Genomic DNA, 23179 nt, shown 5'->3' on the forward strand with positions numbered 1-23179 from the left:
GGCCCAACCAAAGGAAGTAAAAAGTTATATTGTCTCTCTATTAATCAAACAAACTAACTATGCGACAGTTCACTCTGCGATTATGTATTCTCGCAACAACATTACTCTTTATAATTTCTTGCGATAGAGAGGTAACGTTTGATGCTATTTTGGTACAAGGTCCAGCACCAACAGAACTCCAGGCCAATATAGTCTTTAATAACGAAGAACCACCATTTTCCGTAACTGTGAGTCCAACAGCTCAAGGAGCTACTGCATTCGAAGTTATATCAGGGCTTCCAGGAGCAAGTGCAGAACTTATTGGAATACAACAATCCTCGACTTTCAGTTATCCTGAATCGGATGAGAATTTTTTTGTGACCATCAGAGCTATCGCAGCCAACGATATGGTAACCGAGCAACAATTTGAAATAGTACCTCCTGCGGACCCGTGCACACAAATTTTCAGTGCACCTGCTTCCTGGGACAACGGAAACGATCCAGCATTTACATTCGGATTTGGTAACATTGAAAGTCCAACCGTTGTTGAAAATCCAGACCCATCCGGAGCAAATCCAGAAGTTTCCAACGTTCTTCAAATTGTAGACCCAGGAGGTGATCCCTTCGATGGTTATGGGATACAAATGAACGGTGATATCAACTTCGCAGCAGAAGACAAAATAGTTCGACTATTATTTTGGTCGGAGTTTGAGGTGCCCGTGAGATTAGAGATAAAACAAGAACCTGACAACACCTCAGAACGTGGTGTGGAAGTTACTCTAATTCACAGTGGTGATGGTTGGGAAGAACTCAGGTTTGATTTTAACGACGGTCTCGCCAATTTCAGTGGCGGAGGTGGAGAAGCGCTTGGAATTGCCGACGGTGCTCCATTTATTCCAACAGGGATTTACATAAGAGCCCAAATGACCATAGGCGCTGGAGAGGCGGATTTAGCAGGAACATATTACTTGGACGACCTTGGAATATGTCCAGGCGGCGGAGCTACCCCACCAGCAACTCCTGTTGAACCTGACCCCTGTTCCACTATTTTTGAGAGTCCCGTAACTTTGGAGAATGGAGAATCTTTCTTTGGATTCAATGGGGTAGATGTACAAGTTATAGCTAATCCTGATCTGTCCGGGGCAAATCCAGACGCTTCAAATGTTCTTGAAATTGTTCAAGACGGCGGAAGCAACTTTGACGGATTCGGCACCGTGTTGGATATACCCGCAGACTTTAGTGACGAGGACAAAGAAGTAAGAGTCCTTATGTGGTCCGATGCTGTCGTAGCTGTTAGGTTAAACATGCAGCAAAATCCAAACAACAATGAAACCGAGCGAGAGGTTGAAGTCGCCGTGGAACATGGGGGTACTGGTTGGGAAGAGCTCAGATTTGATTTTGCCGATGCCGTCGCAGGTTTTGCAGACGGAGGTGAAGCGCTTGGAATTCCTAACGGTGAGGCGCTTGCACCTACCGGTCAATACAATCAGCCAACATTCTTTATTGGTCCGGGAGAAGATGTTTCGGGAACCTTCTATATCGATAATTTGGGGGCGTGTCCGGAATAACAAATTGGTATTCGATTCAAAGAATACATCAAAAAGGGCGGGTATATAATGTTTATGGCCGCCCTTTGATTTAGAATGCAAAACAGCGAAACTTCTTATCAATATGGAAATACAAAGATTAAGAAATCCAAGCTTTTTAAGCTGAATCCAGCAATGCATCAAATTTTATAGTTATTGCTACATATAACTTTTGCAGGCACTGATGCTACAAATATTTTTGAACAGTTGAATCAAGCTAACATGTAAGTTTAAATACGGCCACAATGGGAATAACAAAATCAACCTTGATTTTTTCTTTATTTACATTTCTTTTTTTGCAGTTAGGTTTTACCCAAGGTGAAAAAGAATTTCTAATTACTGATTTTGACGGAGGAGGCATCTTACCCGATACTTGGGAAGCTTATGGAGACTTAGGTCCCTATGGAGTACAAAACAAAAGGGGCAACAGCGATGGTAAGTATTACGAATTAATTTGGAACGGTTCAACGACCGAAGGTTACAGCGTTAGCCAATCTGGTATTACTTTTCGGTTGATTCCAAAAAAGAAGCTTAAAGGAAAAACTATAAATAATGTCTATTTAAAAATGGATGTCAACTGTGGGGGAGCTTCCGGCACAGTAGTCAACATTGTCTTAGTAGACGGTCCAAATGACTGTTGCAACAACGACGTCAATTGGTTATATCAGTTCACGAAAAACACCTGTGAATGGGAAACCATAGAAATTAATTTGGGAGAGTTTGGCTATGCCTACGACCCAAGCAATCATGAAAAGCATATTGATATCAATAAAGTTGGCAGGGTTAAAGTGGGCATAGATATTTTTTCTGGACCTAAAAGACAAACTGTTCAATTTGATAATGTTGCATTGGTCGTAAAAGACAATGTAAAAAATTATGATACGAATACCAATATAGCTGATGACGCATCACTAAAAACCTTGGCGAACGACTTTTTTGTGGGTGTGGCCGTTAATCCACAACGTATCAAAAACACGGATTATACAACTGTATATCAAAAGGAATTCAATAGCATTACCGCAGAGAATGCCATGAAAATGAAAAGTATACTTCAAGGTGTTGATGAGGAAGGAAATCTTATATGCGATTGGACAAAATCCGATCATATTGTAGATTTTGCTGAGGCAAACAACATGAACCTTCATGGGCATACCCTTATCTGGTATGAAAGCATCCCCGATTTCCTAAAGGATTTTCAAGGAACTGATGAGGAGTTTGAACTGATCATTGAGAAATATATTACGGCTGTAGTGTCCAGATATAAAGGAAAAGTGGATTCATGGGATGTGGTGAACGAGGCAATTGCGGATGGTTCATCAGAACTTAGAAAATCGATATTTTTTGAACGCATGGGGCCAGACTATATAAAAAAGTGCTTCCGTTACGCCAGGAACGCAGACAAAGACGTTAAATTGTTCTACAACGATTACGGCCTGGTTTACGATGAAAAGAAACAGAAAGGAGCGTTCGAACTAGTAGATACCTTGATAGTCGAAAGCCTAATAGATGGTGTAGGATACCAAATGCATATCGACTTTAATTACCCCAACAAGACAATGATAAAATCCGCAACGGACCTTATTGTGGAACGTGAACTTTTGGTTCATTTTTCCGAACTGGACATCAAAACCAATCCCAAGGGAGACATCAATGAGTTTACAGAAGAAAGAAATCAGGCACAAGGCAAAAAAGTATACGAGATAGTAAGTGTTTACAATAGTATTCCAGAGGCATATAAATATGCACTCACTGTTTGGGGGCTTAAAGATGACGATTCATGGATAACACCCCGTTACGGTTTCCCGGATTGGCCACTTTTGTTTGATAGCTCCTTTGGAAGAAAAAGAGCCTACTCAGGTTTTTTACAAGCATTGGACTAGTCTATCCCATTATTTAAAATTAGAATTATAACAGCTATTCCATACAATTGAATTCTCAAAATCCCTATAAAAAATTAACAATGAACCTTACTAAATCCCTATACAAGCTTGCAATTGTTCTATGTATTATTTCCAGCTGTTCGGACGCCAAATCAAAAAATGGAACAAACGCTAAGGAAGAAAGCAATCCTCCCAATTTTGAACAAAAAGCAAAGGAACTGATAGCTGAAATGACCTTAGAAGAAAAGGTATCTCAAATGAATTATGAATCTCCTGCCATTGAGCGGTTGGGAATTCCCAAATACAATTGGTGGAACGAATGCCTTCATGGTGTAGCCAGAGCGGGAAAGGCTACCGTTTTCCCGCAGGCCATTGGGTTGGCAGCTACTTTTGACAAAGATCAAATGACTAAAATTTCCGAAGCTATTTCCGACGAGGCCCGTGCCAAACACCATGAATTTGTATCACGTGGTAAACGGGGAATTTACCAAGGGCTGACTTTTTGGACGCCCAACATCAATATTTTTAGGGATCCGCGTTGGGGGCGTGGTATGGAAACTTATGGCGAAGACCCTTATTTAGCGGGTGAATTGGCCGTTCGTTTCATTAAAGGATTGCAAGGAGATGACCCCCACTATCTAAAGCTTGTCGCAACGGCAAAGCATTTTGCGGTACACAGTGGCCCCGAAGTGGATCGTCATCGGTTTAATGCTACACCCAGTCCGCAAGACTTTTTAAACACGTATAGTCCCCATTTCGAAAAGGTAGTAAAAGAAGCCGGAGTCTATTCCATAATGTGTGCCTACAATAGCTATCATGGAATGCCCTGTTGCGGAAACCAAGAACTGAACAGCTTACTGCGGGATGACTGGGGGTTCGATGGATATATTGTGTCAGATTGTTGGGCCATCAAAGACTTTTATGATAAAGGGGCCCATGAAATCAGTGCCGATGTCAAAGAAGCTTCTGCCGTTGCAGTAAAGGCCGGAACAGATTTAAATTGCGGTGATTCGTATCCTGCTTTGGTCGAAGCCGTAAAAAGCGGGCTCATCAAAGAAGAAGAACTCGATGTTTCTTTAGAGCGATTGCTGGTGGCACGTCTTAAATTGGGATTGTTCGCACCAGATGATGCTGTAAAATATGAAAGCATTCCCTATGATGTAGTGGATTCTGAAACACATAGGCTTCTGGCTTTACAGACCGCCCGTAAATCGATGGTATTGTTAAAAAACGAAGACAACATGCTTCCATTGGATAAGGAAAAAGTAAATAAAATCGCTGTTATTGGTTCAAATGCAGATGATTTGGAAGTGTTGCTAGGCAATTACAATGGCTATCCCACGGAACCTGTCACACCTTTGGAAGGCATCAAACAAAAACTTCCCAATGCCGAAGTATCCTATGCAGTAGGCTGTAAATTGGCTGAGGGCCTTCCGGTATTTGAGGCAATACCACAATCTGTTTTGTTCACGGACAATTCAGGAAAAGTTACAGGATTGAAGGGCGAATACTTTGATAACATTTCCTTTGATGGCAAACCAAAACACACGAGAATTGATAAAACGGTCGATTTTACCTGGAGGACCACCACCCCTTTTGAAGATATGTCCTATGATGCTTATTCCATAAGATGGACGGGCATTCTGACTGTTGAAAAAACAGGCAGTTACGCCTTGGGCGGAGAAGCTTTTTCCTCCATGAAACTTTTTCTTGATGACAAATTGCTGATGCAAAGGCAAGATGTACACCATCCAAAAAAAATCTATGAATATGTGAAATTGGAAGCAGGCAAAAAATATAAACTTCGCTTTGAATGTGTTCAGGATAATACAGATCACTCTATCATGCGCTTGTTATGGGAAGCTCCAAAAGACAATTTGGAAGAGGAAGCCATTACCATAGCTAAAGATGCAGATGCTGTGATCTTATGTATGGGGATCAGTCCTTTGTTAGAAGGTGAGGAAATGAAAGTAAAAGTAGATGGTTTCTCTGGAGGCGACCGTGTACATACCAAATTACCCAAGACCCAGGCCAAATTGATAAAAAAAATAAAGGACTTGGGCAAACCCACTATTTTGGTGTTATTAAATGGCAGCGCACTATCCGTTAATTGGGAAAAAGAAAACATTCCTGCAATTCTAGAAGCATGGTACCCTGGACAAGCAGGTGGTACGGCAATAGCCGATGTGATTTTTGGAGATTATAATCCTGCAGGAAGGTTGCCTGTAACCTTCTATAAAGACATTAACGATATACCCCCATTCAGTGATTATGACATGAGAGGAAAGACCTACCGTTATTTTAAAGGAAGCCCGTTATATGAATTTGGATATGGATTAAGCTATTCTACATTTGAGTATAGCAATTTTGATGTGCCTGAAAACCTTAAAGCTGGCAATAACATCACTGTAAAGGTAGATGTTAAAAATACAGGAAAGTTAGATGGCGAAGAAGTAGTTCAAGTCTATGTTCAAAATCCCAATGCTGATGTATTTAACCCGCACAAAACTTTAGCGGCATTTGAAAGAATTGCATTTAAAGCCGGAGAAAAGAAAACTTTGACCTTCAAAATAAACAGTGAGCAGTTAAGTAATGTAAACAAAGAAGGCGATAAAGTCGTAACTCCAGGGCAATATCTTATTTCAGTGGGTGGGGCACAACCTTCAGAACATAGAATAGAAAAAAAATCCGTTGTTGTTAAAAGAATCAATATCTCTGGTAATACAGTAAAAGTATAACCGATTTTCTTATGTTCAATCCGACTTTTTAAAGTGTTTAAAAATAGTGAGGTTTAACAATTCTTGATGCCAGCAAGAAAAAGTTATGATATTATAGATGTTATTCTATCGGCTTTACGTATTGTAATTGTTATAGGAACCCTAGCATATTTCACCTAAAAAAGACAATAACGAGTCCGCCATAGTGATGGTTATTAGATTAGCCAATTCCAACAGAATAGAATCGGAAATATGCGACTATGATACAAGGCTGATAGTATTAAGCAAGCATAATGAACTGTCAAATGTAATGGCGGCTTACAATCGGGTAAACTTTTTGGTGCAGGTACTGCTACATCATAAGAACTATATACTAATTTATTGACCCAACCTTTTCTTATTTTTCAGAAAACAGGCTTTCTATTTCTTATGTCATGTTAAGCTGGGTATATAAAATCGTTTGAAATCAGAATACAAATACTTTACAATTAAAAAATGTTTTTTGTTTCGAAATAATTAAAATTTATACGAGACCTTTGTAAAAAACAACCATGGACCATTCCTCAAAGACTTCTGTTACCGTTAAGTCTCCCGGAAGAATCAACCTGATCGGGGAACACATTGATTATAACGATGGTTTTGTATTGCCAGCGGCAATTGACAAGAGCATGCACATGACCATTACGACCAATGGCGATAAAAACCGTTGCACCATTAAAAGCAAGGGATTTGATAGCATTTTAGTGGTCAATCTGGAAAATCTTGGTAAAGGCACGGAAGGATGGCACGATTATATTTTGGGCGTAATCGCCGAAATCCAAAAACTGACCAATAAGCTGAAGGGCTTTGATTGTGAAATGCACAGCGATATTCCCGTGGGTTCTGGAGTAAGCTCTTCTGCTGCCCTTGAATGCGGCCTTGCTTATGGGCTCAATGAGCTTTTTAAACTGGGACTTAATAAATGGCAACTCATTAAAATAGGACAAAACGCAGAGCATAATTTTGTAGGGACCCAATGTGGTATTATGGACCAGTTCGCTTCGGTTATGGGGAAAAATGGACATGTAATGCTCTTAGACTGCCGTTCCCTCGATTTTGAATACATACCCATGGGCATTGAACCATATCGACTGTTACTTCTGAACACCAATGTTTCGCATAACCTGTCCACTGGAGAGTACAATATACGTAGGCAGCAATGCGAAAAAGGACTGGGTATGCTGGTCAAGCGATTTGGTATCGATGCATCCTTTAGAAGCGTAACCTTTAAAATGCTCGATGAGGCAAAAAATGAGCTGGGCGAATTACTTCACAAACGTTGCTCCTATGTTGTTGAAGAAATCGCAAGGGTTTTGGAAGCGGTAGAGTCACTAAAAAGAAATGATCTTAAAGCAATGGGGAAACTCATGTACCTAACCCATGAAGGTTTAAGTAAAAAATATGAAGTAAGTTGCCCAGAATTGGATTTTTTGGTCGAACTTACAAAGAACGAGTCCCAGATTCTGGGAGCACGAATGATGGGTGGAGGTTTTGGTGGTTGTACATTAAATTTGATTCATAAGGATGCTATTGAACAATTTATCAAAAAGGCTGCAAGGGCTTATAAGGATGAGTTCAGTATTGAGCTATCACATTTTCAAACCTTGCCAAGCCAAGGAACCATACTTTTAAACGATACCATATGAAATCGAAACTTAATGAACCAACTTATAGAGGACATATGCTTACAATAGGGCAGATATTGGTCTTGTCACAACGGAACATTACATCGACATCGGAACAATCGGTCGATATACTTAAAAAACCTCCGATAGCATATTATTCCAAATTATAATTGCACATGGCAACAATCAAAGACATTGCTGAGCTAGCAAATGTTTCGGTATCCACAGTTTCAAAAGCGCTTAACGACAGTCCTGAAATTGGCTCCCAAACATCTGCTAAGATAAAAGCCATAGCACGAGAGTTGGGATATGTTCCCAATAGTGCCGCAGTGGCCCTAAAACGGAGTGCTACCCATCATATCGGTATTATCGTGCCCGAAATCTCAAGTGAGTTTTTCTCTAAATTGGTACAGGCGATAGAAACATCCGCCAGCAAAAGAGGTTTTAAGAGTGTCCTTTGTTTTTCAAAGGAATCGTTCATGACAGAATCTCAAATTATCCAGAACTTCTGCAACGGGAGCGTGGATGGCATCATAATTTCCATGTCCAAACAGACCCAACAACTAAGGGATTACAAGCATATCTTGAGCTTAATGGACCACGGAATCCCTGTTGTGATGGTCGATAGAACATGCGATTCCATTGAATGTGAGAAGGTTCGCATAAACGATTTTGGAGCATCGGAACATGCTGTGGAACATTTAATCGCTACAGGGTGTAAAAAACCCGCATTTATATCAACAATTCCCAAGACGAATGTAGGCAAGGAACGAAAGAAAGGATATAGATCGGCAATTCAGCAAAAACTTTATGAGAACAACGCTAAAGGATTGGTCCTAGAATTGAACGGGTATAGAAATTTTGAGAAAGAATTGGATTCTTTTATTCAACAAAACGCTATTGATGGAATTCTTGCAGCGAATGAGCTCGCAGCTATAAAAGCAATGAACATCATAAAAAAGAAAGGCCTACAAATTCCCGAAGATGTCTCGGTCATAGGCTTTACCGATGGTCAACTATCACAACATTCCAGTCCCTCCCTCACTTCAATAAGTCAAAATGCAAACACTATGGGAGCTATTGCATTAAAACGACTTTTGTTTCAAATAACCCGTGATGTACCTAGGCCGAACAATCATATCCAAACTGTAGTGAAACATAAGTTGATTTTAAGGGAATCTACCAAGGCCATCCATTGATGGGGAATTGGTAGGTCAATATCAGTTTTAAGGTCTTTTTGGTTTAAAGAACAGATATATTGGTGATGTATTTCTTATAACAATGAAAGTTACTCTTTGATCGACCAACATAGTACTTCGCTGTCACTATTTAGTAGATAGTTTCAAAAAAACATTTAATTAACTAAAGGTTATATTTTCCATACCATGCTTTAGAGTATTGCTTTTTTAATTAATTTGTTTCCATATTTAAGCCTCAGTCAATCTAAAACGTGGATAAGCAGCATCTTTTAATAGGGTTGAAAAATTCAGAAGAAACAGCTTTCAAAAAACTGTTCGATATATATTATCCAAGAGTAAAATCTTTTCTTATTTCCTCCAACTTAAAAAATGATCTAGACGATATACTACAAGAAACCTTTATAAGTATTTGGAAAAACAGAACGCAAATTAATCTTGAAAAATCCTTTGATTCCTATATATTCACGATTGCAAAAAACTATGCGCTAAAAAATCTTCGGAAACAAATTATTAGCGAAATAAGGTCTTCCGAGGTTGAAATTGGTGATACTTCTGTTCCGCTCGACAGTATTGTGGACATTGGTATATATGAAGAAAAAATAAGGTCTTCCGTCAATAACTTACCCCCGCGATCAAGAGCGGTTTTTCAAATGAAACGCAATGAAGGGATGTCCACTAATCAAATCGCGCAGAAAATGGGCATTGCTCCCAAGACCGTAGAAAACTATATGAACAGGGCCTTGACCCTACTCAAAAAAGAATTGGAACATTTAGCTTGGCTCATCCTTGTTTACTTCTTTTAAATTCACCTTAAAAACAAGTTTTCATAACATTTTGGTAACGTATTTGCATAGGGTGCAAATGCCATTTATGGGATATACCTATAAACGAGATACTTACTTATGGCATCCATTCAAGAGATTTGGAATAAATACAAGCTTGGAAAAGCTGACCTTAACGAAAAAAGAAAACTTATAAAGGCCATTGATGATGAAGATGCCCAATTAGAAGATCTTCTACGCACAAATTGGAAAAAACAAAAGATTTTAAAAATCAGTAGCAAGGAAAAGAACAAAGCATGGAATAAACTTATCAATAGTACCTCCATAAAAAAACAGAAGGTAATTAAGCTGTATAAATATGGCATAGCTGCTAGTCTGGCAATATTGGTCGCTTCTGCAATGCTCATCTATTCTTCCTTATATACTACGATAGAAGTGCATGTAGCTTCAGGCGAAAAAATCAAGGAGGTCATATTACCGGATGGTTCCAAGGTCTGGATAAACAATGCTTCTTCTATTTCCTATCCAAAAAGGTTTGATTCGGACTCCCGTAACCTAGTTTTAGAAGGCAACGCATTCTTTGAAGTGAAAAAGAACCCCGCAAAGCCCTTTATTGTACAAACCGATGGATTATCCGTAAAAGTATTGGGAACGTCTTTCGATGTATACAATTTTAAGGGCGAATCTTCTACGGTATCGGTAAAGAGCGGTAAGGTCGAAGTAGCACATTCAGGTTCAAATTCAAAAATAGTTTTGGTAAAAAATGAGCAATCAAGATATGACTTGGGGCTTAAAAAATTGGTCAAAACCACTTTTGATTCTAAATGGATCATGGCATGGAAAAATGATACGCTACATTTTGAAAATTTAGAATTAGGCAACGCCATAAAACAAATAGAACGCAAATATGGAGTGCGCATAATCTGCGCAGACCCCAAACTCTTGCAGACACGCATAAGGGCAAGTTACAAAAGTGAACCGCTTGATACCGTCTTAAACGATTTAGCTTTTATGACCAATTTCAATTTTAACATAGACAACAAAAAAAACGAGATAACACTTAAACCTATACCCATGGACAAAAACTGAAAACAGAAATAAAAAGGGTTGAAACCAGTGCAATGGTCCCAACCCACAAAAGAAATTTACTCGTCAAAATAAATCTCTAATTACAAACATATGAAAACAACCAATTATGGCAAACGAAGTATTGTCATTTACAAACTTTACATAACCTTACTATTTTTTAGTGTTTCATTGCATGCCCAAGCCAACAATTTTGATAATCCAAAAATAAGTATCGAAGCAAACGATGAAACCATTGATAAGATATTCAAGAATATTGAAAGCAAGACGGCCTTCTCTTTTCGTTATTCTGAAGATATTCTCAAGGACCAACGTACATTCTCATTTACCTATACAAACGAACCACTTAAGACAATTCTTGATGACATTGGCAACAAAGCTGGTCTTATCTACAAAATCTCTGGCAACAACATCTCTGTAAAAAAATCCAATATACAGCGCACCATCAACGGAACAGTAACAGATGAATCTGGCGCCCCAATACCGGGAGTCAATGTTTTTGTGCAAGGAGGACAAACCGGTGTAGTCACCGACTTTGATGGAAACTTCAGTATTGAGGTCACCTCTGGTGACGTACTCGTCTTTTCTTACATTGGCTTTACAGCAATCGAAGTCCAAATTACTGATCAAACCAGTTTGGACATTATCCTAAAAGAAAATGTGGATCAGCTGCAAGAAGTCATTGTATATGGCTACGGAACGGCAACTAAGGAGAAATTCAACGGTGCCGTTTCAAAAGTGGAGACCGAAAAACTGAACAACTTCTCTTCGGCCAACTTTGAACAGGCGCTATCCGGTAACGTTGCTGGGGTACAGGTCGTGGGTAATGGAAAAAACCCGGGAGAGAATTCTGTTATCCAAATTCGGGGATTGAATACACTGACCGCGGGAACCAATCCATTGATTGTTGTAGATGGCAATCCACTATCTGAAGGCTCTTCATTCAGCTCGATCAATACTCAAGATATTGAATCCATTAATATTTTAAAAGATGCAGCATCGGCTGCAATTTATGGTTCACGAGCATCCAATGGGGTTATTTTAATAACTACTAAAAAAGGAAAGTCAGGAGATTTAAAAGTGACCTATGACACCTATTACGGTTTTCAGAATCGAATCGACAATTTTGAATTGGCTGATGCTTATGATACAGCTCTTTTTGATTTTGATGCTAGAAACTTTGGCTATCTCTCGGGAGGGACTGGTAGAAGCATCTCTGATGATAACCAGACCCGAGACGCAAACGGAGGTGGAAAGCGTAGTAGGGTACAAGGATTTCTTCAAAACTACCTCAATGGAGAACAAGGTCTGACAAACACAGATTGGCTCGATGCAGTTTTTAGAAGTGCGGCACAACAAAACCATTACCTGAATTTGAGTGGAGGAACGGACAAAACAAATTATGCGGTTTCTTTCGGCTATCTAGACCAGGAAAATATTATTATCGACTCTGATTATAAGCGCTATACCAGTAACATCCAATTAAACTCCCAAATAAGCAAGCGTATCCGTTTTGGAATTACATCGAATGTTTCTTTGGTAAATTCCAACCCAACTGGCGAAAGAGGTTGGTCTGCACATGATGCCGGAGAAGGAAGACAACCTGACCCGGCCTATGCCGTGGTGTTGATGCATCCATACTATCCAATCTACAATACGGATGGAACTTTCGCAATTGCCAATCAAATAGATGACAACAATGATAATTGGGATGGTCCCATTTCTGAAAATATCATCGCAAAAGTCGGTCTGTCCGATTTTTTTGAGCGTCGTTTGCGGGTTTTTGGAAACACTTATCTGGAGATAGATATTTGGGATGGCATACGATTCAAAACTTCTTTTGGTGGAGACTACAATACAATTTTTACGGAATTCTTTGCCCCATCCAATATCGGTAATTATAGAACCCCTGTAGAGAACAGCCTAACAGAAGCATTTGAAAACAATAACAGAAGGGAAAATTATATCACTGAAAATTTATTGACCTACAATAAAACTTTCGGAAAACACAATCTTGATGCACTACTCGGATTTAGTTATCAGGAGGAAAGTCGTTTTAATACTAGGTTGGAGAGCAACAACTTTGCAGATGACAACTTACGTAACATCGCCGGTGCTACAAATCCCTCTACCGAAGTAGAACGAAGCAAATGGGCATTGATATCCTATTTTAGTCGATTACAATATGATTTTGATGGAAGATATTCGCTTTCGGCATCTTATAGAAGGGATGGTTCATCTCGATTTGGCGCAAACACAAAGTTTGGGGAATTTGCTTCCGTATCGGGGGGTTGGACATTGAGCAATGAAAGCTTCTTTCCTTCAGAAGGAGCAATAAGCTTTGCAAAGCTAAGGGCGAGTTGGGGGCAGACCGGTAACAATCAAATAGGTGATTTTGCATCCATAGCTTTAGTAGAGCCAGAAAATTATGTGATTGATGGTCAACTACAAGCAGGTTCGTACACCCGTACTTCCCCTAATCCTGATTTGTCTTGGGAAACCAATACAGCTCTTAACCTAGGTATTGACTTAGGGTTTTTGAACAATAAACTATTATTAACGGGCGAATACTATAATTCAAAAACCACGGACCTTCTATTACAGGTACCTGTTCCGCAACAATCTGGGTTTACCAACTCGCTTCAGAACATTGGAGAATTGGAAAACAAAGGTTTTGAACTGGAAATTAAAGGGAACAATTTTGAGTTTGGAGATTTTAGATTAGGGTTTAACGCAAATATTACCACCAACCAAAATGAAGTATTGGCGTTGGGCGATGGTCCGGACGTAAATAGTCAAATCATTGAAAGTAATGGCGGCATGAGCTTTTTGACCAAAGTAGGTGGAAGCATTGCTGAATTTTACACATACGAAATCATTGGAGTATACAGAAACCAAGAGCAGTTGGATGCAGAGACCATTACGCCCTTTGCGGGGACAGAGGTCGGTGATTATATCGTAAGAGATGCTAATGGAGATGGTCAAATTACTCCAGACGATAGGGTCTCTTTGGGAGATTACAACCCAGATTTTACGTATGGTTTTGGATTTACGGTAAACTACAAGGGTTTTGACCTTAGTGCACAATTTACCGGTATAGAAGGAAGAAAAGTTGCTGATAATATGCTCTATGATGCGGAAAGTGGCGAAGGCTTTTTCGTTCCAACGCAATATTACGTTGACAATTATTTCAATGATAGAAATCCTGATGGCTTTTTCAGAAGACCTGATTTCTCTAGTTTTTCTTCAGCAGGAAGAATTACAAGAGCTTCTAGTCTTTCGGTTTATGACGGAGATTATTTTCGACTGAGAAGTCTTCAAGTAGGGTACAATTTTCAGGAAAATATTACGGATTATTTAGGAATAAATTCTCTTAGACTTTACCTAACAGGGAACAATATTTTTAACATCACCAATTATAGAGGGTACAATTCCGATGGATTGGATACTTCGAACAATAGAACACAAACCCTTACAAGAGGCTGGATCAATTCCACAAGTCCATTGACACGGTTTGTGGCTCTTGGACTAAACGTAAAATTTTAAAACAATAAATCAAGATAAAATGAACTCTACAAAAAAAATATTTCTGATACTGATTGTTTTACTTGGATACTTTTCGTGTGATGATGAGTTGGACATTATACCTATCTCAGAAAAGGCGGCAAACAATTTTTTTTCCAGCGAGCAAGAACTGGAAAGCGCTATTATAGGCATTTATGCACAATTACAAAACAACGGTCTTTATGGATTGGATTTGATTGGCGTTGGTGAAATTTCTGCCGAAGATTCCTTTGAGGAAATTGCAGCGAACGACGGAGGTCGTTTTGGGCAATTGGATGATTTTTCCACCAATCCTGAAAATGATTTGGTGGGCGACATTTGGAGAGAATCCTATGAAGGAATCCAACGAACCAATGTGGTCCTCAACCGTATATCCGATATTGAGTTTCAAGATGTGGCACTAAAGGCCAATAGAATAGGGGAAATGAAGTTTATACGTGCTCTGTTATACTTTAACTTGGTTCGTTTGTATGGTGATGTCCCTTTAGTGATTGAAGAGACCGAAAATCCATTTGATTTCTTTGGACAAGGAAGAACGTCCACTACAGAAGTATATAGTCGAATCCAGACAGATCTATCAGAAGCCATTCAAGATTTGCCAACGACCAAATCACCAGGTAGGCCCGCTTTGGGAGCCGCCCAAGCATTGTTGGCAGATGTGCAGTTGACACAAGGGGATTTTTCCAGTGCTTTGCCAAACCTGGAAGCAGTAGTCAACTCTGGAGTATACGAATTAATGCCCACTACTTCAGAGATTTTTGGAGAAGCTAACGAAGGAAACGCTGAAATTATTTTTGAGGTACAATATGTGAGCGGTTTAAATGTTGAGGGGGAAAATGAAGGAAGTTCTGCAGGCTCACAATTTAGACCCTCTGGAACCACTGCCAATGCAAAAGGACATAATTTACCTACCCAAGCTTTTATCGATTCTTTTGAAGCTGGAGATACCAGACTTGACGACTATGTTGCCATTGACCCAGATGCCAATCCATTCTATTTTTCAACTAAATACGAAATATCTGCAACTGGTGCCGATGATGGAGGCAGCGACCATCTTATCATTCGCTTTGCAGATGTAGTTTTAAAATATGCCGAAGCATTGAACGAAAATAACCAGACCGGCGAAGCTATTTTACAGTTGAACCGTATTCGTACAAGGGCAGGTTTGGCAGGAACAACAGCCACAACACAAGAAGAAGTGAGAGCGGCCATAAAACAAGAACGTCGTTTTGAGTTTATTGGTGAGGGCAAAAGATGGTTCGACCTTAAACGCTATGGTACCGCCATTGATGTAATGAACGCTTTTTTCACAATCAATAATCCTGGAGTCACTATAAACGAGAACAATTTGGTACTCCCTATTCCACAAAGTCAGATTGATACCGACCCTGATTTTATAAAGCAGAATCCCGGATATTAAGCAATAAAAATTGAGGGCAGTTTCAATGCTGCCCTCTTTTAATAATCAGCTAATGAAGAAAAACATTATAAGATTGTGCATACTATCCATCATGGTATGTTTCTCCTGTAGAAGAGAAGAAAATATTAAGGACGTTTCATTAGAAAACAAGGCGGTACAACCCGAGACAACAAATCAAACTATTCCCATTGATATGTTGATTGCAAATCTTGAGGATTCAAAAGACAATCAAGTTATTGTAGTGGCCCATAGGGGTGATTGGAGGAATGCACCCGAAAACTCCTTACAAGCTATTGATAATTGTATCAAAATGGGTGTTGATATGGTAGAAATCGATATCAGGGAAACCGAGGACGGCCAATTGGTCTTAATGCATGACGAGACTATCGACAGAACCACTACGGGCACAGGTAAAGTTTCGGAAGTAACCTGGGAATATCTGCAAACGTTGCAATTACGCGATGGTATAGGTCACGAAACGCCCCATAAGATTCCGACTTTGGAAGAAGCATTGCTCCTGAGCAAAGATAAAGTCTTGGTAAACCTTGATAAAAGCTATCCCATTTTTGACAAGTGTTTTGAGGTTATTGAAAAAACAGGAACACAAGCGCAAGTAGTCATCAAAGGTGCCATACCCTACGAACAGGTAAAAGAAGAGTTTGGAGCTTATCTTAACAAGGTATTTTTTATGCCCATCGTACGATTACAAAAACCAAACGCTAAAGGTATCGTGGATAAATATCTTGATAGCTTACGCCCAGTAGCCTTTGAATTTACAGTACCACAGGACACTATAAGAATGATTGGGTATTTTGATGACATCAGGAAAAAAGGGTCTTCTGTATGGGTCAACTCGTTATGGCCACCGCATAATGGTGGACATGATGATGAAAAAGCAGCTTTAAATCCTTCAGTATACGACTGGTTCATCAAAAACAATATCGATATTATCCAGACAGATAGACCTCAGTTGCTGTTGGATTATTTAAGGAGCAAAGGGCTACACCGTTAAATTCATTATAGCATGAAAAATCAAAAGAGAATATACCTCGTTGGCATACTTCTTTTGGGGTTTTCGCTTCAAGCACAGTTGGATTCTAGCCTATCAGAAAAAAGGGCTGCAACGATTTTGGAACATCTAAAAAATCCCAAAGAACATTATGTTCTGGCAGTTTCCCATAGAGGTGATTGGAGGTACGCACCAGAGAACAGTTTACCGGCCATTCAAAGGTGCATCGATCTAGGGGTTGACATTGTTGAGATAGATGTACGATTGACCAAAGATGGACACTTAGTGGCCATGCACGATACAACCGTAGACCGTACAACCAATGGAAAAGGAAAAGTAAGCGACCTTACACTAAATGAAATAAAGACACTTCGCTTAAAAAACGCATGTGGGGTGAGAGGGTCTAAAATACAAGTACCCACTTTAGGGGAAATAATGAATCTTACGAAGGACAGGATAATGGTAAATCTAGATAAGGTAGAGGGAGAAACCGTTAAGGAAGCCTACGAAATCCTAAAAAAAACAGGAACAATTGAACAAGCTATTTTTAAGGGACGAGAAACCGTTCAGGTTATGAAAAAGAAGTACGGCAGTCTTATGGATTCCATAATTTATATGCCCATCTTAATTGATAATACCCAAAATCCCTCTCAATTCGTTCAAGATTATAATGAAATTCTTTCACCTATTGCATATGAAGTAACTTTTGATTCTGAAAGTTCCGAAAACTTTGAGCAGATAGCATTTCTGAAAAAAGAAAACATATTTGTGCTCAATATTGCACTATGGGACGCATTGGTAGCAGGCCATACCGATGAATTAAGTTTATTGGAAGGTCCCGATACTTCATGGGGATGGCTTATTGAAAATGGCGCCAATGGAATCATGACGGACCGGCCCAGTGAACTTTTAGAATACCTAAAGGCGAAAGGACTAAGAAATGTGAGACAGTAAAGACAAAAATAACATTATCGTCATTAATGTTTTGTTTAAGTAGCGAGAAGGCGCAGTCAATTTGGCTGCGTCTTTTTTTCACTTTGCCCAAAAATTATAGTTGTTGAGTACGTATATTTTTTACAATATCGATGTATCTTTATTTATTCGGCATCCAGTTAAGGATGTCATTCAAAAAGCTGAAAATAGATGGAGCGGAACGAACTTTATCCTGTCTTTTTAAAAGTGAACGATTTAAAGGTCTTAATAGTAGGTGGTGGTAATGTGGCAGAAGAAAAGCTTACCTTTCTATTAAAATCCAGTCCCAATGCCAAGGTTGAAATGATTTCTCCAATGTACAGAAAAGATACCATTGCACTGGCAGATAAACATGCAGTAAAAATGTATAAGGGCAAATACAAAAAAAAGTATTTGAAGAAAAAGCATATCGTAGTAGCGACCACTGATGTACCTGCGGTAAACGAAAAAGTATACCATCACTGTAGAAAGCGCTCCATTCTGGTCAATGTTGCGGACAATCCTCCTTTTTGTGATTTTTATATGGGAGGTATTGTTACAAAAGGTAATGTAAAAGTGGCTATTTCCACAAATGGAAAATCCCCTACTACGGCAAAACGTCTGCGTCAATATTTTGAAGATGTAATTCCCGAAAACATTGACGACCTAGTAAAAAACCTCAACGAATACCGAAAAACCATCAAAGGGGATTTTGAGGAAAAAGTAGAGACACTCAACGAGTTCACTAAAGGATTGGTCAACAAAAAAGAAAAAGATGAAAATTAGGATCAAAGGAAATTCGGTACGCCTTCGATTGACAAAAACCGAAGTAGAAGCGTTCAATGAAGAAGGTAAATATCTGGAAACTGTTCAATTTGCCAACAAGACACTTACTTATGTACTTGAAGCAAAAGACAATATTACCTCGCTTGAATCTGATTACCAAGACGATACAATTACCGTATATTTTCCAGAACAAGAAAAGCATACTTGGGCAACCAGCAACCGTGTCGGCTATAGCAATGAAGTGGATTGGAACGACCCAACCGCACTCTCTATTTTAGTGGAAAAGGATTTTACCTGTCTGGACAATACCATAGAAGACCAATCGGATAATTATCCTAATCCAAAGTTGAAAAAAGGTAAATAGAATATTGTTGAAGACACATCTGCCAATAAGACTACTCAAAAAATGCTCGAAGAGTACTTGGTATTATAAACTATAAAAGTGTCAAAGATTAAAGGAAACTAATCCTTTTATTGTCGTTTGTCAAAACTGTCCTTCTCAATGAACCACACAGTCACGAGTCTATATATAGTGACAAAAACGTACCGTAAAATAGTCTATAAAAGGATTAGGATTGATAGAAAAAAGCCCATAACCCTTGTTTATTATTAGCTTACACTGTTATTGGCCATAGTATCATTTTTAATTAAAGCCACCAGTTCCGCAAACTGACAAGAAATCCGTTTCAACAGTTTTGGTACATGTGTTAGAACCTGATGAAGCATTAACAGTTACTTCTACTTTATCTACCCTCCCACTATGAGGACTGCAGGGTACTGGAATTATAATTTGTGGAAGGCCATTTGAATTAAGTGATCCGGAATGTGTTGAAATTATTCCAGAATCCCTAGTTACTACAAAAGTGCTATTAGTTATAGACCATCCGGAATTTAGTGAGGGGACTACATAAAAAACAACATTATCGCTGCCAAACGCATTTAGTTCATATACCCTACCAATAGAACCGCAAGAAATTGGCGTACTGCATCTTAAAATTTGTTTACTAAGGTCACAAATACCAGCCGTCACATTAACCGTTCCTCCATTAAAATTGCTTGCTAATTGAAATGTTGCAGTATCAGTTCCTTGTCCGCTACTCAATGAGATATTCCCTCCTTCTACCGACCAAGTGATATTCTGGTTATGAACAGCTGAATCGTACGTAAAAACAACCTGGGAACCAGGGTTACCACAGTCAGGGCCATCTATGGTGCAAGGAGCTCTAGCGATTAAATCAATCGATTCTTCAAATAACTGAATATCTTGATCTTCCGTAATTTCATCATTTACACAAGAAATGAACGAAAATGCAAATAAAACCAGCAATGATATAAGCACATAATTCTTCATAATACGAAATTTAAGTTTGAAATAAATTCTTACTTTAAATATAATCTATTCACTATTATAATAATGTTAATTTTTAGTTTTTAACTCTGTTTTCATTATTAAAATACGTAGGTGAAAAATAAATCTTTGATAAACCCTATTTTAATCCAAAGCTTTTTACATTTGAACTTTTCGTTGCTATTTAAACACGTTCAGTGACTCTATCCTTACTATTGATTCTTTTTTTTATAGGTCTGGCCAACGGATTCTACTCGGGGCTTATGGGTACAGGTGGAAATATTATATTGATCCCCGCACTTGATTTGGTCTTGGTCTCATTTGGAATAGAGGGTCCGGAATTAGTAAAATATATCATCGCCCATTCCTTGTTCATAACAGTTTTTAATGGCTTTGCGGTAAGCCTGAAACATTACAGGATGAACAACTTTCATATAAAAGAAGTAGTGCTTATTGGTTTATTGGCGGTCATTGCGGGCTATTTTGTTTCAGAATTCTTAAAATCAACCCTCTGGTACAAAAAAGTATATTTTGATTCTTTGTTTCTGGTGTTGGTTTTACTGGTGGCAATACGATTTTTATTCTTTAAGCAATCCGAACATAGTTCCAAAAAACAGCAAGGCATGCAAAAAAGCAAAATCGGTTACGCCAGCTTGGGTGCCTTAACAGGAATCACATCTGCGCTTTCCGGTTTTGGTGGTGGCATCGTTTTGATTCCAGCCCTGACGGATATTTTTGGTATTTCCATCAGAAAGGCGGCATCTATATCGATTGGCGTCGTAATGCTTTTGGCCATAGCAGTTAGTGCAAGTTATTTAAGCATTGACCCTTCAAATACGCTAAAAAATAGTTTGCCCTATCAATTTGGTTATATTTCTTTAAGCATATCAATACCTATTTTAGTCGGCGTATTTATAGCAGCACCATTTGGCGTAAAAATAGCACAGCGAACCTCGGCAGCGCTATTGCGTATAATTTTTGGGATTGTGATGGTGATTTTGTTTGTCAAGACCCTTATCGGGCTTTTTTAATCTCCACTTTTTGAAAAGATTACATCTTCCATAATCAAAATATCCATTTCTGTTTCTTGAAAACAACGCAGTGCATCATGTGGATTGCAAACGATGGGTTCGTCTTTTACGTTGAAACTCGTATTGATCAAAAGTCCATAACCTGTTTTTTGTTTGAATGCATTTAAAAGTCTCCAAAATTTTGGGTTAGTAACTTTGGATATCGTTTGTATTCTGGCCGAATAATCAACATGGGTAACCGCAGGAATATCAGAACGGGTTTGGGAAAGTCTTTCCATTAAGGTGGTTGATTCGCCTATTTCCTTTTTACATCTTTCAGATTTAATTTTTCGCACCAAAAGCATATAGGGTGATGGTATTTTTAAATCAAAATATTCATGTACATCTTCTTCCAAAACACATGGTGCAAAAGGCCTAAAGCTTTCCCTAAATTTTATTTTTTCATTGATGCGTTTCTGCATATTAGGATTTCTTGGGTCAGCTAGTATACTTCGGTTGCCCAAAGCTCTGGGTCCAAACTCCATCCTACCTTGAAACCATCCCACTATCTTTCCCTCAATCAAAGCATTAACTGTTTTGGTGATTAGTTCATCTTCGCTTTCAAAACATTTATAGGCGACCTTTTTAATTTTTTGAGCAACGTTAATGATATGGCTTGTCGTAAAAGCAGGTCCTAGAAAAGCGCCATGCATGCTATCTGGCAACTTTACTTCTCTTTTCTTATTCTCAACGATATGCCAAACCGAAAATGCTGCGCCCAAAGCCCCACCAGCATCACCTGCAGCTGGTTGTATCCAAAGATTTTCAATATTTGGATTATCCAATAGTTTCCCATTCGACACTGAATTTAATCCTACGCCACCAGCAATAACCAAATTTGGACAACCTGTAAGTGCTATGGCCGAATTGGCCATTTTTAGAACAAGTTCCTCCAAAACATGTTGAACCGCGAAAGCGAAATTGGCATGTGATTGATTCAAATCATCTTCAGCATTCCTTCTTGGAAGAGAAAACAGATTCAACCACTTAGCATCATTCGTCATTGTCAAATGGGTAGCAAACTTAAAGTATGGCATGTTCAGCAATAGGGAGCCATCCTGTCTTATGTCCACCAAATCCGATTCTATTTTGGTAATATACTCCTGTGTTTCTGAGCTTTCGGGATTACCATAAGAAGCCAGCCCCATGACCTTGTACTCTCCCCTATTCACCTTAAAACCCAAATAGTAGGTGAACGCCGAGTACAACAATCCCAAAGAGTGCGGAAAGTGTTGTTCGCGTAAAATGTTGATTGTGTTGTTCTCACCTTTGCCCACGGTTGCAGTTGCCCATTCGCCTACGCCATCCAGGGTAAGTATGGTAGCTATTAAGAATGGACTCGGGAAAAAAGCACTTGCAGCATGCGATAAATGATGTTCTGTAAAATGCAATGTCACTTTTGGAAAACCCAATTCCTTAAAGTGATTTCTAATGGTTTTCTTAATGAAAAGTTTGCCTTTTAGCCATAAAGGCATAGCTTTTAAGAAGCTCGGTAGTCCGCTTGGGGCAAAGGCATGGTACGTTTCCAACAGCCGTTCAAACCGCAACAAGGGTTTTTCATAAAAAGCGACCATGAGCGGTTCACCTTTATGAAGGCCTGCTTCTTCCAGCACATAAGCTATTGCATTGACAGGAAAAGAGGCATCGCCTTTGATTCTTGTAAATCGTTCTTCTTGTGCAGCAGCTACAATTTTACCATCGATTAGAATTGCTGCGGCACTGTCATGAAAGTATGCGGAAATACCTAAGATAACAGTAGCCATTAAAAGGTATTTTTCAAGTCTTGTGGGTTATATAAATGTTCTCTTTTGATGAATACCGATTTTGAGTTTTTCTTAAACTGTTTCAAGTAAAGGTTATCCTTTCCCAACCATCTTCGTAAAAGCCCTACAGGTATCAATATAAGAACAAATGCCAGCGTCAATAAAATTTTGGTGGAAACGAATCCCAATAGTTTCGCCAGACCGAACCACAGATAAGCAAATGGATAAAAAATAATAGGAACTAGAAGGCTCAGAAATAAAAGACCCAAGGAAATCCAGATGAATGTTGTTTCATCACGATAAAACAGAAACAACGCTAAGAATAGTATCGAAGCTAAAATACCGATTTCCACACATTGTCTTTTAGATATCGGA

The 23179-nt window shown here is 38.9% G+C and carries 18 protein-coding genes; 15 read left to right on the forward strand and 3 right to left on the reverse strand.

Annotated elements, in window-relative coordinates; genetic code table 11:
• Nucleotides 1-59 precede the first annotated feature (59 nt).
• The 14 genes from LV716_RS05330 to LV716_RS05395 all read left to right on the forward strand — a co-directional run bounded on the left by LV716_RS05330 (nucleotide 60) and on the right by LV716_RS05395 (nucleotide 18987).
• Entirely contained in the window at nucleotides 60-1547 is a 1488-nt protein-coding gene (locus tag LV716_RS05330; protein ID WP_163416723.1) for a hypothetical protein, read from the forward strand.
• Nucleotides 1548-1810: 263 nt separating this feature from the next.
• A complete protein-coding gene (locus tag LV716_RS05335; protein ID WP_163416724.1) occupies nucleotides 1811-3445 on the forward strand; it encodes an endo-1,4-beta-xylanase in 1635 nt (544 codons plus the stop codon).
• A gap of 80 nt (nucleotides 3446-3525) precedes the next feature.
• Nucleotides 3526-6183, forward strand: coding sequence for a glycoside hydrolase family 3 C-terminal domain-containing protein (locus LV716_RS05340; RefSeq protein ID WP_163416725.1), 2658 nt, complete (start codon nucleotides 3526-3528; stop codon nucleotides 6181-6183).
• A 530-nt stretch (nucleotides 6184-6713) separates the two neighbouring features.
• Complete coding sequence (galK, locus tag LV716_RS05345) at nucleotides 6714-7847, forward strand: galactokinase (protein WP_163416726.1); 1134 nt, start codon at nucleotides 6714-6716, stop codon at nucleotides 7845-7847.
• A complete protein-coding gene (locus tag LV716_RS05350; RefSeq protein WP_163416727.1) occupies nucleotides 7844-7996 on the forward strand; it encodes a hypothetical protein in 153 nt (50 codons plus the stop codon). The genes galK and LV716_RS05350 overlap by 4 nt, the downstream gene beginning before the upstream one ends.
• A gap of 6 nt (nucleotides 7997-8002) precedes the next feature.
• Nucleotides 8003-9025, forward strand: a complete 1023-nt coding sequence (locus LV716_RS05355) for a LacI family DNA-binding transcriptional regulator (protein WP_163416728.1) — start codon at nucleotides 8003-8005, stop codon at nucleotides 9023-9025.
• A gap of 251 nt (nucleotides 9026-9276) precedes the next feature.
• Nucleotides 9277-9828, forward strand: coding sequence for an RNA polymerase sigma factor (locus tag LV716_RS05360; protein WP_163416729.1), 552 nt, complete (start codon nucleotides 9277-9279; stop codon nucleotides 9826-9828).
• Nucleotides 9829-9927: 99 nt separating this feature from the next.
• Nucleotides 9928-10896, forward strand: a complete 969-nt coding sequence (locus tag LV716_RS05365; protein WP_163416730.1) for a FecR family protein — start codon at nucleotides 9928-9930, stop codon at nucleotides 10894-10896.
• A 90-nt stretch (nucleotides 10897-10986) separates the two neighbouring features.
• Entirely contained in the window at nucleotides 10987-14439 is a 3453-nt protein-coding gene (locus LV716_RS05370) for a SusC/RagA family TonB-linked outer membrane protein (RefSeq protein ID WP_163416731.1), read from the forward strand.
• A gap of 19 nt (nucleotides 14440-14458) precedes the next feature.
• On the forward strand, nucleotides 14459-15877 hold the full coding sequence (locus LV716_RS05375) for a RagB/SusD family nutrient uptake outer membrane protein (protein WP_163416732.1): 1419 nt from the start codon (nucleotides 14459-14461) through the stop codon (nucleotides 15875-15877).
• Between the two features lie 52 nt (nucleotides 15878-15929).
• Nucleotides 15930-16889, forward strand: coding sequence for a glycerophosphodiester phosphodiesterase family protein (locus LV716_RS05380; RefSeq protein WP_163416733.1), 960 nt, complete (start codon nucleotides 15930-15932; stop codon nucleotides 16887-16889).
• Nucleotides 16890-16901: 12 nt separating this feature from the next.
• Nucleotides 16902-17840 carry a glycerophosphodiester phosphodiesterase family protein gene (locus LV716_RS05385; RefSeq protein WP_163416734.1) on the forward strand — a complete coding sequence of 313 codons (939 nt, stop codon included), beginning with the start codon at nucleotides 16902-16904 and terminating at the stop codon, nucleotides 17838-17840.
• A 189-nt stretch (nucleotides 17841-18029) separates the two neighbouring features.
• A complete protein-coding gene (locus LV716_RS05390) occupies nucleotides 18030-18623 on the forward strand; it encodes a bifunctional precorrin-2 dehydrogenase/sirohydrochlorin ferrochelatase (RefSeq protein ID WP_163416735.1) in 594 nt (197 codons plus the stop codon).
• On the forward strand, nucleotides 18613-18987 hold the full coding sequence (locus tag LV716_RS05395) for a hypothetical protein (protein WP_163416736.1): 375 nt from the start codon (nucleotides 18613-18615) through the stop codon (nucleotides 18985-18987). Before LV716_RS05390 ends, LV716_RS05395 begins: the two co-directional genes overlap by 11 nt.
• Before the next feature lie 279 nt (nucleotides 18988-19266).
• Here LV716_RS05395 and LV716_RS05400 read toward each other — a convergent pair whose 3' ends face one another.
• Nucleotides 19267-19974 carry a hypothetical protein gene (locus tag LV716_RS05400; protein WP_163416737.1) on the reverse strand — a complete coding sequence of 236 codons (708 nt, stop codon included), beginning with the start codon at nucleotides 19972-19974 and terminating at the stop codon, nucleotides 19267-19269.
• 194 nt (nucleotides 19975-20168) lie between these two features.
• On the opposite strand from LV716_RS05400, the gene LV716_RS05405 reads away from it, so the two are divergent.
• Entirely contained in the window at nucleotides 20169-21002 is an 834-nt protein-coding gene (locus LV716_RS05405) for a sulfite exporter TauE/SafE family protein (protein WP_163416738.1), read from the forward strand.
• On the opposite strand, the gene LV716_RS05410 is transcribed toward LV716_RS05405, so the two are convergent.
• Both LV716_RS05410 and LV716_RS05415 read right to left on the reverse strand, forming a co-directional pair.
• Entirely contained in the window at nucleotides 20999-22804 is a 1806-nt protein-coding gene (locus LV716_RS05410; RefSeq protein ID WP_163416739.1) for a carbamoyltransferase N-terminal domain-containing protein, read from the reverse strand. The genes LV716_RS05405 and LV716_RS05410 overlap by 4 nt on opposite strands.
• Nucleotides 22804-23157, reverse strand: a complete 354-nt coding sequence (locus LV716_RS05415; RefSeq protein ID WP_163416740.1) for an SxtJ family membrane protein — start codon at nucleotides 23155-23157, stop codon at nucleotides 22804-22806. Before LV716_RS05415 ends, LV716_RS05410 begins: the two co-directional genes overlap by 1 nt.
• Nucleotides 23158-23179: the final 22 nt, after the last annotated feature.

This window comes from Flagellimonas sp. HMM57, assembly GCF_021390175.1.
Lineage (GTDB): Bacteria > Bacteroidota > Bacteroidia > Flavobacteriales > Flavobacteriaceae > Flagellimonas.

What these genes read in the sequence shown, in the direction of transcription:
- LV716_RS05395 (WP_163416736.1), top strand. Translation starts at nt 18,613, where the DNA reads ATGAAAATTAGGATCAAAGGAAATTCGGTACGCCTTCGATTGACAAAA.
- LV716_RS05350 (WP_163416727.1), top strand. Translation starts at nt 7,844, where the DNA reads ATGAAATCGAAACTTAATGAACCAACTTATAGAGGACATATGCTTACA.
- LV716_RS05380 (WP_163416733.1), top strand. Translation starts at nt 15,930, where the DNA reads ATGAAGAAAAACATTATAAGATTGTGCATACTATCCATCATGGTATGT.
- LV716_RS05385 (WP_163416734.1), top strand. Translation starts at nt 16,902, where the DNA reads ATGAAAAATCAAAAGAGAATATACCTCGTTGGCATACTTCTTTTGGGG.
- LV716_RS05355 (WP_163416728.1), top strand. Translation starts at nt 8,003, where the DNA reads ATGGCAACAATCAAAGACATTGCTGAGCTAGCAAATGTTTCGGTATCC.
- LV716_RS05370 (WP_163416731.1), top strand. Translation starts at nt 10,987, where the DNA reads ATGAAAACAACCAATTATGGCAAACGAAGTATTGTCATTTACAAACTT.
- LV716_RS05365 (WP_163416730.1), top strand. Translation starts at nt 9,928, where the DNA reads ATGGCATCCATTCAAGAGATTTGGAATAAATACAAGCTTGGAAAAGCT.
- LV716_RS05335 (WP_163416724.1), top strand. Translation starts at nt 1,811, where the DNA reads ATGGGAATAACAAAATCAACCTTGATTTTTTCTTTATTTACATTTCTT.
- LV716_RS05410 (WP_163416739.1), bottom strand. Translation starts at nt 22,804, where the DNA reads ATGGCTACTGTTATCTTAGGTATTTCCGCATACTTTCATGACAGTGCC.
- LV716_RS05340 (WP_163416725.1), top strand. Translation starts at nt 3,526, where the DNA reads ATGAACCTTACTAAATCCCTATACAAGCTTGCAATTGTTCTATGTATT.
- galK (WP_163416726.1), top strand. Translation starts at nt 6,714, where the DNA reads ATGGACCATTCCTCAAAGACTTCTGTTACCGTTAAGTCTCCCGGAAGA.
- LV716_RS05330 (WP_163416723.1), top strand. Translation starts at nt 60, where the DNA reads ATGCGACAGTTCACTCTGCGATTATGTATTCTCGCAACAACATTACTC.
- LV716_RS05375 (WP_163416732.1), top strand. Translation starts at nt 14,459, where the DNA reads ATGAACTCTACAAAAAAAATATTTCTGATACTGATTGTTTTACTTGGA.
- LV716_RS05400 (WP_163416737.1), bottom strand. Translation starts at nt 19,974, where the DNA reads ATGAAGAATTATGTGCTTATATCATTGCTGGTTTTATTTGCATTTTCG.
- LV716_RS05390 (WP_163416735.1), top strand. Translation starts at nt 18,030, where the DNA reads ATGGAGCGGAACGAACTTTATCCTGTCTTTTTAAAAGTGAACGATTTA.